At 42.9% G+C, this 16465-nt stretch carries 13 protein-coding genes and 1 pseudogene; 4 read left to right on the top strand and 10 right to left on the bottom strand.

The window, feature by feature from the left end; translation table 11 throughout:
• Positions 1-200 precede the first annotated feature (200 nt).
• From A4S05_RS14180 to A4S05_RS14195, 4 genes are all read right to left on the bottom strand, one after another.
• Complete coding sequence (locus A4S05_RS14180; protein ID WP_069070477.1) at positions 201-686, bottom strand: DUF2243 domain-containing protein; 486 nt, start codon at positions 684-686, stop codon at positions 201-203.
• Positions 687-782: 96 nt separating this feature from the next.
• On the bottom strand, positions 783-1172 hold the full coding sequence (locus tag A4S05_RS14185; protein WP_069070478.1) for an Alr5209 family pentapeptide repeat protein: 390 nt from the start codon (positions 1170-1172) through the stop codon (positions 783-785).
• Positions 1173-1266: 94 nt separating this feature from the next.
• Positions 1267-1704, bottom strand: a complete 438-nt coding sequence (locus tag A4S05_RS14190) for an RrF2 family transcriptional regulator (RefSeq protein WP_069070479.1) — start codon at positions 1702-1704, stop codon at positions 1267-1269.
• A 248-nt stretch (positions 1705-1952) separates the two neighbouring features.
• Positions 1953-3302 carry a PAS domain-containing sensor histidine kinase gene (locus A4S05_RS14195; protein ID WP_069070480.1) on the bottom strand — a complete coding sequence of 450 codons (1350 nt, stop codon included), beginning with the start codon at positions 3300-3302 and terminating at the stop codon, positions 1953-1955.
• A gap of 436 nt (positions 3303-3738) precedes the next feature.
• Between A4S05_RS14195 and A4S05_RS14200 the strand changes: the two genes are divergently transcribed.
• Positions 3739-4341 (top strand): DJ-1/PfpI family protein, encoded by a 603-nt coding sequence (locus tag A4S05_RS14200; RefSeq protein WP_069070481.1) that lies wholly within the window; start codon positions 3739-3741, stop codon positions 4339-4341.
• Between the two features lie 578 nt (positions 4342-4919).
• Positions 4920-6302, top strand: a complete 1383-nt coding sequence (locus tag A4S05_RS14205; protein WP_069070482.1) for a PrsW family glutamic-type intramembrane protease — start codon at positions 4920-4922, stop codon at positions 6300-6302.
• Between the two features lie 342 nt (positions 6303-6644).
• Here the strand turns inward: A4S05_RS14205 and A4S05_RS14215 are convergent, their stop codons facing one another.
• From A4S05_RS14215 to A4S05_RS14230, 4 genes are all read right to left on the bottom strand, one after another.
• Positions 6645-7292, bottom strand: a complete 648-nt coding sequence (locus A4S05_RS14215) for a hypothetical protein (RefSeq protein WP_069070484.1) — start codon at positions 7290-7292, stop codon at positions 6645-6647.
• A 148-nt stretch (positions 7293-7440) separates the two neighbouring features.
• Positions 7441-9018 carry a CHAT domain-containing protein gene (locus A4S05_RS14220; protein ID WP_069070485.1) on the bottom strand — a complete coding sequence of 526 codons (1578 nt, stop codon included), beginning with the start codon at positions 9016-9018 and terminating at the stop codon, positions 7441-7443.
• 434 nt (positions 9019-9452) lie between these two features.
• Entirely contained in the window at positions 9453-11729 is a 2277-nt protein-coding gene (locus tag A4S05_RS14225) for a protein phosphatase 2C domain-containing protein (RefSeq protein ID WP_069070486.1), read from the bottom strand.
• Positions 11730-12472: 743 nt separating this feature from the next.
• Positions 12473-12832: an NAD(P)H-quinone oxidoreductase subunit M gene (locus A4S05_RS14230; protein ID WP_069070487.1), complete on the bottom strand. Its 360-nt coding sequence runs from the start codon at positions 12830-12832 to the stop codon at positions 12473-12475.
• Between the two features lie 866 nt (positions 12833-13698).
• On the opposite strand from A4S05_RS14230, the gene A4S05_RS14235 reads away from it, so the two are divergent.
• Positions 13699-13983, top strand: coding sequence for an Npun_R1517 family heterocyst differentiation transcriptional regulator (locus A4S05_RS14235; RefSeq protein ID WP_069070488.1), 285 nt, complete (start codon positions 13699-13701; stop codon positions 13981-13983).
• Between the two features lie 583 nt (positions 13984-14566).
• Here A4S05_RS14235 and A4S05_RS14240 read toward each other — a convergent pair.
• Complete coding sequence (locus A4S05_RS14240) at positions 14567-15262, bottom strand: response regulator transcription factor (protein WP_069070489.1); 696 nt, start codon at positions 15260-15262, stop codon at positions 14567-14569.
• Positions 15263-15547: 285 nt separating this feature from the next.
• Between A4S05_RS14240 and A4S05_RS14245 the strand changes: the two genes are divergently transcribed.
• Positions 15548-16123 (top strand): Uma2 family endonuclease, encoded by a 576-nt coding sequence (locus A4S05_RS14245; RefSeq protein ID WP_069070490.1) that lies wholly within the window; start codon positions 15548-15550, stop codon positions 16121-16123.
• On the opposite strand, the pseudogene A4S05_RS14250 reads toward A4S05_RS14245, so the two are convergent.
• A pseudogene (locus tag A4S05_RS14250) lies at positions 16106-16444 on the bottom strand (WD40 repeat domain-containing protein); the annotation flags it as partial. The gene A4S05_RS14245 and the pseudogene A4S05_RS14250 overlap by 18 nt on opposite strands.
• Positions 16445-16465: the final 21 nt, after the last annotated feature.

Genomic DNA, 16465 nt, shown 5'->3' on the forward strand with positions numbered 1-16465 from the left:
AGGGGGAGCAGGGGAGGCAGGGGAAGCAGGGGAAGAAGAACTATTAATTATTGCTCATGCCCCACAAGAGTGCTGAGTGAGGAATCTCACTTTTTTACTCAGAACGGGCTAAACGCCCCGCTACCGCTAACGGAACTCGGAACTCGGAACTGTTTTGCCCCATGCCCCATGTCCCATGCCCCATGACAAATAACTAATGACTAATGACTAATGACTCTTGACTTTTTTATCATTATCCAGCCAATAACAACAAGTAGCGCACCGAATGCAAGAAATCCCAGATCCCAAGCTAACTCATTTGGCCCTGATTTTACATGATGGATACCGAGGATTTGATGGTCAATTAAACCTTCAACCAAATCGAACAACCCAGTACCAATAAGTATTGACCCAATAAAGGTCTGTGATGACCAAGGAACATCATCACGCCCTCCAGCCCGCCATAGTAAGACAACTCCTACCACGGTGAATACCCAATTAAAGGTATGAAAGAACCCATCCCATACCATGTTCAAATCTATATTCGCCATGTTTGTCAGAGGTCGAATATTACTAAGCATGTGATGCCACCGGAGGATCTGATGCAGTAAAATTCCGTCAATAAACCCTCCAATACCTACACCAAGAAAAATTCCAGCAGTAATTAGTGGTGCGCGTCGGTTGAGGGCTTCACTTTTCGCCTCCATTGTCAACCTCATAGATAGGCTTTATTCCCAAAATACAACTCTTTTGGGAGAAATATCTTCTATCTTGAGGCAAGTAGAGCAGTGAACTTTATTTAATCAATTTTCAGATTTAATCTGCATACCCGCTTTCACTGGGTCGAAATCTTGGGGAAAATGGGTGCTGCGATCGTAGTCTGCTTTTTCCAGGTTGGCTCCTTTGAGATCAGCTTGGCGGAGATTTGCTGACATCAACAATGCTCCCCTAAGATCGGCATCCTTCAGATTAGCTTGACTAAGATCAGCAAAGCTCAAGTCAGTTCCTCTGAGATTAGCGCCACTCAGGTTAGCTTCACTTAAGTCAGCATAACTGAGGTCAGATCCTTTCAAGTTAATGCCTTGCAAATCAGCATTACCTAGTTCTGCTTTACTAAAGTCCCGTTTTCCTGCCGCATAACTTTCCACAAAAATAGCGGTACTATTTAGCTGTTGAGAATTGACTTCAGGCATATAACAGCCTCACAGGTTATCTAGTTATTATTTTCACATACCCTTTTAATTACGAATTACGAATTACGAATTAGTAATTATTTGATCATCCTTCCTAAATGTAATACATTAGTTCCTTCTGTTCTCGGATTGCTCTACGATCGCAAAGGTCTTGGAGTGTATATTTTTCTAAAACCGAGTTAGCGGCCTGACGTGCTTCCTGCCAGACTTCCTGAATTAGCTCACCTTCTACCGTGTTGGGAGTCGGCTCACAATTAGAGACAACAATATCTGACCCTTCCATGCAACTAAAAGCATCGAATACTGTAATCTTCTGGGGATCTCGCGCCAGAACATAGCCACCTTTAGCTCCGCGTATACTCTTAATTAAACCTCCACGTCTCAATGTTGCCAGGAGTTGTTCCAAATAGCGGTTCGGGATGTCTTGCAATGCCGCTATTTCTCGAATTTGAAGGGCTTCACCTTTAGGGTAGCAGGTTGCCAACTCTAACAGGGCGAGAAGCGCGTATTCTGATTTATTAGATATCACCACAGGCGTAATATTTTTAACTCACACTTAAAGATACAAAGTCTTTGAGTCTGTTTCTTTAAGCTACTGCTAAAGAAAACTTTACAATCAACTTATTATTGACCGGCTAACTCTACTTTAAAGACCTTTTAGCATAGCAGCAATTACTTTTATTTTTTAACTCCATAAATAAAAGTGATTGATTATTGTACAATCTTCTAAATGAAAAGTGACTTTAACGCCTAGTGTGTCTAGCCTTCAACCCAATGCCGCTATAGATGCAAATTTATCGAAAATGGCAGAATGACTGTAAAGGCAGTTCCCACGCCGATCGCACTTTCGACAATAATTTCGCCGCCATGCAAATCTACAGCTTGCTTGACGATAGACATCCCTAATCCCATTCCTGGGATATTGCCTACATTACTAGCGCGATGGAAGGGTTCAAAGATATGTTCAATGTCAGTAGCGGGAATACCAATACCAGAGTCTTGAGTCTGGAATATAGCTTGATCGTTGGTAGTGGTGACAGAAAACTTAACTGCGCTACCAATGGGAGAGTATTTTAGACAATTCGATAATAAATTACTCAAGATTTGCCGCAGTAATTTAGCGTCTAAGTTAGCTAGTGTGCATTGGCACTCACTGCTAAAAGCGATCGCGTGTTGTGAGCGATCACTCTGTTGTAATTCTTCTAAGAGATCACGACAGAATTCCACCAAATTCAGGGGTGTTGGATTAAACTCTAACTTGCCTGTTTCATCCTGATTCAGCACCAATACATCATCCAACAACTGGGTTATATGCATAACAGATGTTTGAATACGACGCAGGTGGGTATTTTGTCGCTCGTCGCTCCAGAGATGGCGATAATGTTCTAGTAATTCCGCAGAAGAGTGGATGGTAGCCAAAGGGTTGCGAAACTCATGGGATGTAGTGGTGAGCAAGCGGGATTTAAGTTCACTAAACTGCCTTTCTTGGGCAAGTGCTTGTCGCATCGCATCTTCTGCCCATTGCAGCTTGGCTTGGGTTCGCTTGCTTTCGCTAATGTCCCGCACTAGCCAGCGCAGACCAACTAACTTAGCTTGTTGATTACGGATAGCAACCACCTTAACCGCAGCAATAATGGGTGTTTTGTCACGCGGTCGCAGGTTTACTTCCCACTCTTGTATTTTCCACTCTGGGGTTTCGGTGCGATCGCGCAGATGATTCAGTTTTAAATGAAAAGTAATTATTTCTTTCTCAAGCACAAAAATCTCTAAGAGTTTTCCCAACAGAAAACTTTTGGAAATGTTGAGCAGAGTGGTAGCAGCGGAGTTAGCTTCCTGAATTACCCCTTTTATATCAGTGACAAAATAAGCGTCTGGTACTTCCTCAAATAGTTCTTGGTAGCGTTGACGCTGTGCTACCAAAGCCTGTTGAGCATTGGATAATTCTTCATTCTGCTGCTTTAGGTCTTCATTAACTAATTGCAGTTCTTCCAAAGCTAGGTGAACTTCTCTGAATACTGCGGTGACGAGTTCAATATCTTCCTGTGCTTTTTGCTGTTCACTCTGGCGTTGCAAAAGGGCAACGCGTTGCCGCATATTCTGTATTTGCAAGGCTAAATCGTCCAAATTCACGCTCTTGCTCCTAATTTGGATATCTAAAGTCGGGTTTTCTTTTAGATTCCCTACTTAGAGGATCTTAGCTTTTGGAGTTTAGCAGTTATGTCAAGTTCTTATGAACACTTATAGTTAAGGCTGATGCAAAGACGTAAGGAGAGGATACAATCGGTTTCGGATAAGGTTTTTTGATGACACCCCCTAGTTCGCAAAGACGCGATAAATCGCCGTCTTTACAATAATCAGTCCTTTGTAGAGACGGCGATTTATCACGTCTCTTACCTTGCCCGATAGAATAAGATGTTCTTTGAAGCATTGCTAACAAAAGCTCTCCATCCAAAACATGAATGAGCCTGAGCAATAGCACTCTCATTCTGTATAACGGTGAGAAACAACTATTAACTATTGACTTTAGACTATTGACTATTGACTAATAGGTGAGGGTAACAAAAATATGGCTGCAAAAAAACTTTTGATGCTGATTGGCGACTATGTAGAAGATTATGAAGTGATGGTTCCTTTTCAGGCATTGCAAATGGTGGGACACACTGTCCATACAGTTTGCCCAGACAAAAAAGCTGGCGACAAGGTGCGGACAGCAATTCACGACTTTGAAGGAGACCAGACTTACAGCGAAAAACCTGGTCACAATTTTACTTTGAATGCTACCTTTGCAGAAGTCGAAGCCGCAACCTATGATGCCTTAATCATTCCCGGAGGACGAGCACCAGAATATATTCGCCTAAATCAGCAGGTGCTAGAAATCACCCGTCACTTTGCCCAAAAAAATAAACCGATTGCTGCAATCTGCCACGGCTTGCAGTTATTGGCAGCTGCTAATGTATTGCAAGGTAAGAAATGTACTGGTTATCCTGCTTGTAGCCCAGATGTTAAGAGTGCTGGAGGAATTTATGTCGATATTCCTGTTGATGAGGCAATAGTTGACGGTAACTTGGTAACAGCACCAGCTTGGCCTGCTCATCCCCGTTGGCTGGCAGAATTCCTCAAAGTACTTGGAACTAAGATTGAACACCCAGAACTGACTACAGTTGTATGAAAAGTGCTGAGTTCCTCGGCTAAGAGTTAAAATACCGCCCACACTCTTGCGGGTATCAACCAACTCAGAGTCGAGGATTGGGTACGGTAGGGCATACCGGAACCTTTGCACTTGATGCAAGCAACGCTTGGGGAGATGAGTCCTCTACTCTTGTTGCGAGTAATCCTGCATGAGCAAGTCATGTCTGAGATTCAAAAATCCCCGTCTTCGCTATCGGATTGCTATATTCACAACAGACGACTGAAAATTATATATTTTTGGAATGGAACTAAATGCAGTAAAAACTACTATTTTTTAATAAATTGCCGTGGGTTGAATTTGCAGCTAGGATGTCAAAAGTAAAGCACCGATACAATCTGATTTATCCACCTGACAAGGCACCTTTAGGACAAACTCTCAGTAGATGGAATACTTATTTACATTAGGTGAAACAATTTGAAATTTTGCTTCTAGAATTTTAAATTTCTTAGCAGTAAGTGAAGCTATAGTGGATTTAGCAATGCTGCTGTTAATGTGGCTAAGGTTAGTCCTGCTGCCAAATTATGTGAAGAATTAGTTTAGAAACGCACTTCTTATCGATGACAGGCAAAAACGCAAGACATAATGCATTTCTGCGGCTAGTGTCTGGTAATGGGGCAGCTTCTGGATCAGAATCTCGCTACTCCCTGCCCCCCAGTAAAGAAATGGTAATTGGACGCGACCCCAGCTGCCAAGTTGTCTTGGATGCCATGAAATACCGAATGGTATCTCGTCGTCATGCAGTGGTTCGTCCCCTCTCTCTATCCCCAGATAGCAAATTTAGCTGGGTGCTTTGTGATTTGAATAGTGCTAATGGCACTTATTTAAATGGACAGCGCTTGTATGAATGTCAAGAATTGCACCCAGGCGATCGCATTTCTCTAGGTGCTGATGGGCCGCAATACGTTTTTGAGTACGAATATACCTTACTCACCCCAGCGACGACAGTTAACCAAGTTACACCACTGCCTTCGGCGACGAACTACCACGGTCACACACAATTAAAGCAGCCGGATTCTGTTAGCTTCACCCAACTTTTTCCGATTATTTCCACTGGTAAAGATTTAACTAGTAAAGCTTATCTAGTACCGGGAATCCTGACCGTAATCTTTGTGGTGCTAATGTTTGCTACAGTCGGTCGGCCCCAAGATAATCAAGTGATCGTCGCAACTTACATCGCCTTCGCTGCCTACTATTTTGTTTACCAACTTTGCGGCAAACAGAAGCCTTGGTGGGTGCTAATGGCTGCGGCATTAAGTACGGCACTGATTTTAATCAGTCCGGTATTGGATCTATTTATCTTCGTGTTTCGCGGCATTCTTCCTGGAAACTTGCCCTCACCCCAAGAATCTATTACTTTCACAGAGTTGTTGGTACGGATGTTTTTTGGTGCTGGGTTGATGGAGGAATTACTTAAGGCATTACCTGTAATCGGCGCATATTTTATCGGCAGTGGATTACCTTCACCTTGGCGAGAACGGATTGGGGTCTTGGAACCTCTAGATGGTATTCTCTTGGGAACTGCTTCTGCTGTAGGTTTTACTCTCTTGGAAACCCTTGGACAGTATGTGCCAGATATCACTCAAAATGTCACTGCACAGGTGGGTATAGGTGCTGCTGGTCAACTCGCGGGTTTACAACTGCTAATTCCGCGAATTTTAGGCTCTGTAGCTGGACACATGGCTTATAGTGGCTACCTGGGTTATTTTATCGGGTTGGCTGTTCTGAAACCAAGCAGAAGTTGGCAAATACTTTCTATTGGTTATCTTAGTGCCTCTGCGCTCCACGCTCTCTGGAATGCGACAGGATCAATCAACGCTTTGCTGTTGGTAGTTGTTGGGGTGTTATCTTATGCCTTTTTGATGGCAGCAATTCTCAAGGCACGGGCGCTCTCACCGACGCGATCGCAAAATTTTGCTACCCGATTTCTAGGCCCAAAATAGGAGAGGGAGAGATGGGGGAGATGGGGAAATAACCAATGCCTAATGCTTAAATATTTACCTCTTGGGATAGATGGCCTAGTTTGAAAATTAGCGTAATGTTAGCTACTATAATGGAGTAATTATACCTACGAAAATAAAAGTCATTAGAACTGCTGTAAAATTCTTGACTTGCGACTCTTTCTTTGCCCCTCTCCATCGTGCAAACCAACATCTTTGCAAGAGACGCGTCTAAACAGAGTGAACGCAAAGCCTGGGTTGTCCGAACACAACGTATGATAAAAAGTTTTTTCTTTTCCCGATTCCCCATTCCCGATTCCCCATTCCCGATTCCCCATTCCCCATTCATAGTTCAGACTGAGAATTATTGAGTTGAGTAAAAGCGTAAGAAGCGATCGCTAAACTAACCTTGGCTTTCTCTACTTCTGATAAAGCTGCCCATTCGCTATTGTTAAGATTACTGAGTGCAGATGCAGTGTTGTGTGATTCACTACTTCGCATAGCGTAAGCAAAAGGACGGGCCAAAACTAAAAGATCCTCTGTTCCCCAGGTTGGTAGTACTGTCTGAACGCACTCAACTAGTTGCTCACTCATTAATTGGCGAGCAGCAAATATTTCAGCGGCTTTGGTGGCGATGGTATTGAGCAATGCTTGGGGGACACAGGCGGAAAATGTAGTACGTAATGTTTCTTGAAGATTCAGTACTACTGCCTGTTGTAGGTTGCCATTGTCGTCTGGCGTAGCAGTAATACCAGACCAAAGTGTATCTAGATGGTTGTAAAAATCTTGCGATCGCTTCGTCAGTTCAACGCCCTGCAAATCTTCCATTCCGAACTGTTGTTCTAGTTCTTGAAAATAAGCTTCTGATTCTTCATCACCTGGATTCCAAGGATAGTTAGCATCTTCTGGTTCGAGTAACGCTTCTAATAACTCTAAATCTACTTGAGATGGCAAAGAAGAGAAAGTGTCTGAGCCGTTAATTTTATTAGTCATTTTTTCTTATCTCACAATTATTTGGTGGTATTGACAGCTACAATTTCTCAGAGGAGATTTCCGCAAAAACTGTTGATTTTTTCTCTAAAAAAAAGCAGATTTTAAAAGCTGATGATTAACATTAAAATCCATTTATGCAATAGCTCTGCTAGGAGTCTTGAATTACAAACTCCCAGGTTTCACCTCTAGCACTTCCAAACTTTACCTGCATTCCCGATTTCAATGGGACTTCCTCTCGGAGGATTTGTTGCCAGCCATTAGGCCCTAAAAACCAGGTTGTTCCGTAAGTGGAAAAATCTTGCAAGTAATAAGTTCGCACCAATGTAGCATCAGTAAGAGTATTGCGGCAGAAGATTTCGGCGTGGCGTTTGGATACAGATGGTTCAGGGATGACAATATCATTGTCTTTCGTGCGGCCGATGCGGGTGACTCCATTACGTAGTAACCAGGTTTTACCTTTTGGGGTGAGCGATCGCAACGAAGCAGTCGGAAGCGGGGAACCTATATCAGGAATGGCTGTATCTGGTAGTTCAGTAATACCTTCATCTAGATTCTTAATTAGTTCGCCATTAAAATCTGGATGCAGGTAGAGAACAGGCAAAGTCCAAGCAGGTTGATTAAATTTATACAGTGTTAACAACTCTTGTCTAGCCTGTGCTACGGCTTCATCAATTGGCTTGTGCGATCGCAAAGCTTCGGTAAAGGCTTGAATAAAACTGTGGCTTTCGTGATCAGCGATTTCATCGCGCATCCCCAAAACCGCAGGCACTCCATGACGAATCAGTACTTCTGCTAAACTGCTGGCAGGAATAGCTTGATGATTGTTAGCAGCTGGTTGTGCGCCCCAACAGGCGTTGAAAACAGCTAGTTTGACACCTGTACGGGTCAATGCTTGCGCCAATTCTATTCCATTGAGGGGCATGTCTTGTCGCAAAAACAGTAACCCACCATCTGGGTCTGGCAAACCATGTCCAGCGTAAAAGAAAACATTGTATGCTTTGGTTTCTAATTGATCAATCAACTGTTGTGGAGTTGGTTGGATGAGTTGATTCACTACACAAGGTGCATATCTTTGGGAATTACCAGGCGTATCTACAAGAGTTTGCTGTAATATAGCAGCTTCTTGTTCCAGTTGCAGCTTCTTGTCATCATGACCTAAAACCAGCAGGATACTTAAAGCTTGGTCAGTTCGCAAATACGGTAAAGCGTCAACTTCACTGCTGGTGCGACTAAATAGCAAATCTTGGGAAAGAGACATAGCCGATTGACCCGGCTCACGTTGCATAATTTCCCAAGGGAAAGCAATGAGATCCGGGTCGCGAATTTCTAGTCGAAAGCGCAAACGTGTATGCTGACCCATAGCAATACCACGGCTGCGTTCTAGACTCCCAAGAATTTGCCCGTCGAATACCCAGCGCCATAAATTCATTCCCAAGTATTGCATCAGACGACTGCTGTAGGGGCCAGTAGTCTGACCTGAAGGGGGGGAAATCCAATCTATGGGGAATGGGTTGGCCTTTTGAGATGTTGGGTTGGGGGAGATATCTAGGCGATCGTGACCAGCAAACATCTGCTGCCATTCTTGCCAAACTTGGGTGAGTTCAACAGGCCATACACAGTCACGTAAAACATAGCCACTGGGATAGGGAGCCTTGACCACCCAAATGGCGAAGTTGTCAGTGCCAGTATTTCGGAGACGGGCGATCGCCAAATTCAGGGATGGCATGGATTCATTAAACTAAAAGCTACAAAAATAATTTCAATAGAAGAAGAATTCAGAAGCCAGAATGGGCTAAACGCCCTGCTACCGCTAACAGAATTCAGAATAAATGAGTGGGAGATTTAAGAGTGGGAGATTTAAACCCGGCATTAATTGTTTTGCACCAAATTAGAAATATGGTGGGGTCTTAAACTCGGTTATTTCAGATGCTCGTGACGCTCGTTCGCCCTTGGCGTCTCCCCTTGGGAGAAGACTCGCTAACGCTGCGCTATCCACCAGTTGTACATAATTCATTCTGAATTCTGACTCCTGACTCCTGAATTCTGTTTTGATAACAATTCTCCAAGGTGAAAATTTTCTACTTTTTTGACCTTGTAAGTTTTTACTCTGATTGTTACCTGTTATTATTTCAGGTTTTTACCAGTTTATCGAGTATTTGATTAAGTTGGGCTGTTGTTAGGTGATTGAGTTGCTGGATCTGGTGGTTGTGTGACGGTTTTACATGGACTTGGTGCGTCTGATTGTAAAACAGAGACGCCAAAACGGTTCAGTTGGGAGGAGTCTAGTAATACTGTTGATGGTAAAGGTTTTGAATTTGCTGGAACTGAGGAAGGTGGTGCTGGATTATTAGTATTAGCTGGAGCTTGTGTGCTTTTATTTGCACAGACTCGCATAGACACTGAAAAATTCCCAGGAGTACTTTGGGGATTTGATTTTCTCTCAATAACTTCTAAAAAAGTCCCACGAGGAAGTGATTGGTTGTTTCCCAAGGAGATGTCATTGTTGGTTCTAATTACCCAACCAGGAGAAAGATAAGCAAGCGATCGCGTTTCGGGTGTTGCTTCGATGAGAGGGTTTTGAGTTTGTAATGGATTGGAAAAAACTGGAGAGGCTCCTGATGGTGATCGCAATTGCTTGACGAACAATCCTAGAGCACCTGCTGCTAACACAAATATTAACGGAACTATCCACTGTAGCGGTAAACTGCGCGTTTTGGCAGGCTCAGTATCGGGAATGACCTGAGTTTTGTGGTTTGGGCCACCTAAAAGTGTTGCGTCAGGCTTTCTGGAAGTAAAATCAACAGTTTTGGCAGAATAACTCTCTGGAATCACTGCTTGGATGGTGATTTCTGGTTCCCAGTATTGAACTTGATAGTGGACTAAAGCGATGGTGACATTATCGTGTCCATTTTTCGTATTAGCGATTTCGACTAATCTATCTGCAACATTTACTATATTTGCTTCCCCAACTAGAATCGGCAAGATTTCTGTTTCCCAGTACTCCTCCACCCGATCAAAATCACTCAAACCATCGGATGTGAGCAGAAAAACAGCATCTTCATCGAGCATAAACCGTGCCGATGTGGGATGCAATGCAGTACTCGGCCCCATGCCCAAAGCCTGGACAAGAGAGCCAGCAGAATTTTGTTGTATGGCTTCGCGGTAGATGGCATAACCTAGCCGCACTTCGCGGGAGGCAACATCATCGTCGAGGGTAACTTGATAACAGCCGTGACGTGTAATCCAGTAAGCACGACTATCACCAACGTGGGTGATGTACATTTCGTGAGCAACAGGTAATGCCATGACTAAAGTCGTGCCCATGCGTTGACGCCCTTGGCGATTTTCAACGTCATTGCGCTGACTAATTTTGTCATTGGCCATTGCCACTGCCTTGTCTAGGTCATTCAGCAGCAGTGAGGGGTCTATGTGATCGTAGGGAACTTTTGTGAGTTGCTGTACCTGCTGCTGGATCGTTTCAATGGCTAAATTTGAGGCGACATTGCCACCCTCGTGGCCACCGATGCCATCACAGACAATTGCTAAAGCTGTTGGCTGGGGTGGTTTGCTTACCAGAGTCCCACTAAGAGGGCTACAGGCATCTTCGTTGCGTTGGCGACTTGGGCCAGTGTCGGTTTTGGTGATAATTTTGATCGTGGGTGTTTGCGATCGCCCTAATTGTGCCAATCCCTGATCTAAAACTCCGATTAATTGATCGGTTGAGTTGATCTCTCCCTGAATTAAGGAAAGGCTAATGCGTTCAACAAATTCAGTTATTGCTGGTTTAGCATTCTTGACTAACTGCTGCCAAAATTCACCTAATTGGGGCAATTCTGGTGATACTTCGGTATCGAAACGCAAATCCAACAAACGTACTAATGATCCTTCTACCCGTAATACAGATGAGTCTAGTAAGCTAGAGGTGACACCTTCACTCGCAAGAGGTTGCCACAGATGAGCTATTTGCCATAACCAATTTAGTTGGCGCATTGATGTAGCATCACGCCAAGCGGTGGTTAACTCGCTGCCCAAATGCACTTGTTGGAGAGTGTCATCTACTAATAGTGGCGGTTTGTCTAGGAGTAATATTTCTCGATGGGACGGCCCGTCAGCTAGAAAAAGCACACCGTATACCTGTGGTACGTGTAAACGGTAGGGGATGAGTCTCAGGTAAGCTCTTAGGGGCTGTAAATTATCTAACTCAGGCGTTAGCGATAATAAACCAGGCTTTGTATCTAAAAGAAGAAATTTATCAACGACTAAATAGCGATCGGCTAATATTTCTCCAGGGCTACCCACACTTGGGCCATCTACCACAGCCCAGAGGTAATTTTTGGGTAGGGGCGTGGAACATCGCTGGCAAAACTTATGAGTCAGGGGGTTGGCAGCCTGACAATTTTCGTTTGGACAGTAGAGCGTTGCCGCGTCATTTTCCATAGTTTTCGCACCGATCAGCGATTGGCAATTTCTTTAATAACATTAGTAGGGACAATCTAGACCGCTCATCTTTCTTAAACTTGACATACCCAGACTTTAGATGATGATTTTAGCTGGCGGATATCAGCAGGTGCTAATACTTACTTATCCAAAGAATACGCTCCCAACTCAACCCTACAGCCTCATCATAGCTTTTATTGCCCTGTGACTCTTCATCGCCAAAGCAACTAACTCCAACCCTGTTCCCAAAGCATAACCCAAGCATAACTGTGCTATTTGCTTTTACTGAATTACCCCATCATCAAAAAGCAGATAATGTTGGTATTTATTTAGTTTATAAGTAGGATAGCAACAATTAACTTTAATTAAGAATTAAGAATAGCAAATATAATTTGGGCAAAAGTAGCTGACGAATCAAGAAAATCTTTCTCTAAATTCTCTAAATCTCTCCCCTGGTAGGCTACGGTGTACACACATCTTGGTAATGAAGCCCAAACCCAGGATTTACCCCCCTTAGTCCCCCCTTGCAAAGGGGGGAAATATCCGGTTCTCCCCCTTTGCAAGGGGGAGTTAGAGGGGGTGAGAAGGACTTGTGTGTACACCGTAGCCTTGTAGGAGAGAGACTTGGGATTTTCCCCCTTTCCACGTCGGGAAGAGGTTTAGGGGGTTAGGTTTTTGGTGGACTTTTGCAGATGAACTGAATTGTTATAAAGGTTCAACCAGCCCGCTACCAACTCATTCGCTTATTGTTTGTCGTCAATGGCAACTTGGGGGACTCCCATGCTGTAGTTGGTGACACGGGCAGAAAGATTGTAGCTGATCTCGCCAATTTGCAGGAGCGATCGCAGATAATGCTCTAAGTCTGACCCTACACGGCGCAAGTTATAGTCGGTGAGGTCTGCGCCACTAGATGCTTCTACTAGTTCATCAAATTTTCGATAAACTTTTTGCAGCGCATCTTCATTCCAGTTAAATTCGTTATCTGGGTCAATATCTAACGTTAAGACTTGTTGACTGGGAACTAGTTCGCCATCCCGGTCAATCTCGCCTGCAAAAATGCGGACATGCCGGGTTGTGGACTTGAGCAGCATCGGGTTATCCATAAAAGGGTGTAAGATTTGGGTGAATTACACTGAAATTATTGTAGACGCTATATTCAGCGCTTGAATGCTCTCAATTTACAAGCTTTGAACACAATTTCAAAAGAGTATATTGAATAGGCATAAGTAAAAATATCACCTGTACTGATTAGCGTGCTACTTCTGTTATGACTTGAAGACAAAGTTAACTGCTAGTACTGACAGTAGTCAAATTTTTTTATGTAAAAATTCCCTGGCTGAGTATTTTTATTTGGTGTACTAATCTTACCTACTGCTAAATTTTTTTTACTAATCAAGCCCAAAAGACAGTAGGGGAAAGCACTTGGCAGTAATAATTTGACCTGTGTACATTTTTTTATGGAGAACAAAAGTTTTGAAATCAATAATTATGCTCATCAATTTATCCTGAATTTTCTATCGCAAAAAACGTACATCAAGTAATTTCACTGAATAGGGCTACATCGACTGCTGGCTTTAATAAACTCCCAAAACTTCAGCGGTTTTACTTACGTATAAACACCAAAATTAAAGTAACAAGTCAAACTATTGTTGACGTTAACATAAAGTTGATGTAAAAACCTTTAAAAAGGTTCAACAACTTCTTACAGAAACTTTATTGTGTAGAATCTTAAAAACTGAATAATAGTTATGGCTTACCATAAGCTACATCTGGCACAGAAACGTCAAAATCTAGACACTGAAAATTTAGCTTGAAAATACAACACAGGAGAGTGAAATGGAATACAAAGATGATTGATGAAGAAAAATTCTTAATTCAAGCACTTTGGATTCAAAAGAGATATAAAGAATTTTGCTGGACATCTACCTCCTTACCCTCATGACAACCAAGTAAAGGAATCTCAATAGCTATGAACTCCAAAGCATTACCACGCCAGATAAATAATCTCGAAGTAGGTGTTTATGAGTGCGAAATCCATCTCAAATTCAGGTTGATTGAGGAAAAGAGTTTATTGAGCGATCGCGAGCAACTATTACAAGTGCTACTTGATGCTTTAACCGAAGGTTCTGACGACTTTCTAGAGACGCTGCAAGCGTCCGTTAAAGCGCAGGAGGTGTCTGAGTTTAAAGCCTCACCTCAAATGCGACGCCAGCTTATGCGCTTGCGTAATGCTGCTGAAAATCCCCAAACTTAAAGGTGTAATTTAAGTAATGAAAAAACGTGAATTGGGCATCAAATCAAATGTTGATCCCATACCCCCGTTGCCATAAAAACTAAAAAGCAAGTAGGATTCATAAAATATTGTGGTTTCTACTTTTTGAAGGTCTTATTTAGCAGCACAAAGTCCCAGGAACAGTTTCCGCTATTAAAAACTTTGTAGCAAAGGGTACTGGTAGAATCTGAGAGCAAATTCAGCCGGGTGCATTTTACCGAGTTTTTATAAAAACATTGCAGGAAGAATAAAACCCTGTGTCTTTACAGATGGGGAATTGGACAACAGGCGCGAATCACATGAAAACCTAAAAGACCAAAGTAAAAATAAATAACCTTTCTTTTAGCTTTTTGCTTGAGCTAAGTGCCTAGTTTGCTGAAATACTTATGTTTTATATCTTACTGGTAATAGGTTATGGTTTAGCAGCCAGTTACCTATTACCAATTACCCAGGAGTGGGTGAGATGAGGTAGCAATAATTTTAGATTTTAGATTTTGGATTTTAGATTGAATAATCCAAAATCTAAAATCCAAAATCCAAAATTGAATTGACCAATTCCCAATACCTATTTAGCCAAGCCGTGTTCTAGAGCAAAACGAACTAACTCTGTACGGCTATTGGTGCCGGTTTTACTAAATAAACGGCTGACGTATTTTTCCACATTGCGGACGCTGGTTTCTAAGCGACGGGCGATTTCTTTGTTCATCAACCCTTCGGCGACCAAGTTCAAAACACTTTGTTCTCTGGGAGTCAAATCAATTTTGAAAGGGGCTGGCGATTGGGAAATGGCATTTCTTTGGGTTAACAATGCCTTAATTTGGGCAATCTGATTGGCTAGTTCAGCAAGGTCGGGGGTTTCAGAGTCATCTCCTGTACTTGCAGTTTTAGCAGCGCGGCGGGCTAGCAAATTTTCGACTATGGCAACTAACTCATCTGGATCAAAGGGTTTGGGAAGATAGGCATCAACACCAGCGTGATATCCTTGGATGCGATCGCCTGTCATACCTTTAGCAGTTAAAAATACTACTGGGAGTGCTTGGAAGCGGGCATCTTCTCGCAGTTGCTTCAGGAATTGATAGCCATCCACCTGGGGCATCATCACATCGGAAATCACTAAGTCAGGTGTATTCATCTGCATCCATTCCCAACCTTCAAGGGCGTTACTGGCGACTTGAACGCTGAAACCGCTCTCTTGCAAATAATCCTTCACGGCTTCCCGTATCCCTGGTTCATCATCCACCAGTAACAATTGTGCTGACATTTAAGATTTCCTTGAGTTTTCCTTTTTCCAATTTAGCGAAAGTTGACAACCATTGTGCAAAGTATGGTTTTAAAAGTGAAACCCATGCTCACAGATACTTTGCAGCCGCACTTAGGGAAGGTTGGCTTCCAATCTGGTAACAGCTTAACCATAATAGTCATAATCAAGACAGAAGAAACTGCAAGATGACCAAAAACGAAAAGCATACAGAGCAACTAAATTTATTTATGGGAATCATTAATTTTGAATTTTGAATTTTGAATTTTGAATTTGGAGCGAAGCGACGTGACTGCTATTACCCTGAACCTAGAACCATTAATCCATCTCACTTCTGAGCAGTTTTACCAGCTATGTCAAGTCAACCCTGATGCTAAACTAGAGCGCACCGCATCAGGTGAATTAGTAGTTATGGCACCAACTGGTGGAGAAACTGGTAGTCGAAATCGCAGATTAACTCAACGCTTGGGAACTTGGACAGATGAAGACGGGACTGGAGAAGCTTTTGACTCTTCAACGATGTTTCAACTTCCCAATGGAGCTTTACGTTCACCTGATGCAGCTTGGATTCCTTTAGCGCGATGGGAAGCACTGGCTTCTGAAGAAAGAAAGACTTTTCCTCCCATTTGTCCAGACTTCGTAGTAGAACTGCGGTCTGATTCCGACACCCTCAAGTCCCTCCAAGACAAAATGCAGGAGTATATGAAGAATGGTGCGCGGTTAGGCTGGCTAATTGACCCCAAAGGTAAGCAGGTGGAAATTTATCGCCAGGGAAAAGAGAAGGAAGTGCTACTGTCGCCAAATCAGTTATCGGGAGAAGATGTGTTACCAGGTTTTACTTTGAATTTACAAGGAATTCTCTAATAACTTAATCTCGGACTCAACTTCAATTGCACCTAGCATTCTTAACGAAGCTTTCTGTGCCTCAGTTAAACCTCTGACTCCGGCAATATTCATTCCTTCATAAGGTCGTGGAGCTTGAAGCGTTTTGTCGCAAGCGCCAGTTTTGACATTCCACAGTTTAATCGTTTCGTCGTGACTCGCACTTGCAAGCATTTCACCATCGGGGCTAAACTTCACTGACCACACCCGATTGCTATGTCCTGTTAAAATTTTGAGACATTCTCCAGTATTTACGTCCCATATCCTCACTGTATGGTCATCACTGGCTGTAGCAAGTTGTGACTTGAGTTTGGACTAATTGGC

Origin of the sequence: Nostoc sp. KVJ20, assembly GCF_001712795.1 — a bacterium.
Taxonomy (GTDB): domain Bacteria; phylum Cyanobacteriota; class Cyanobacteriia; order Cyanobacteriales; family Nostocaceae; genus Nostoc.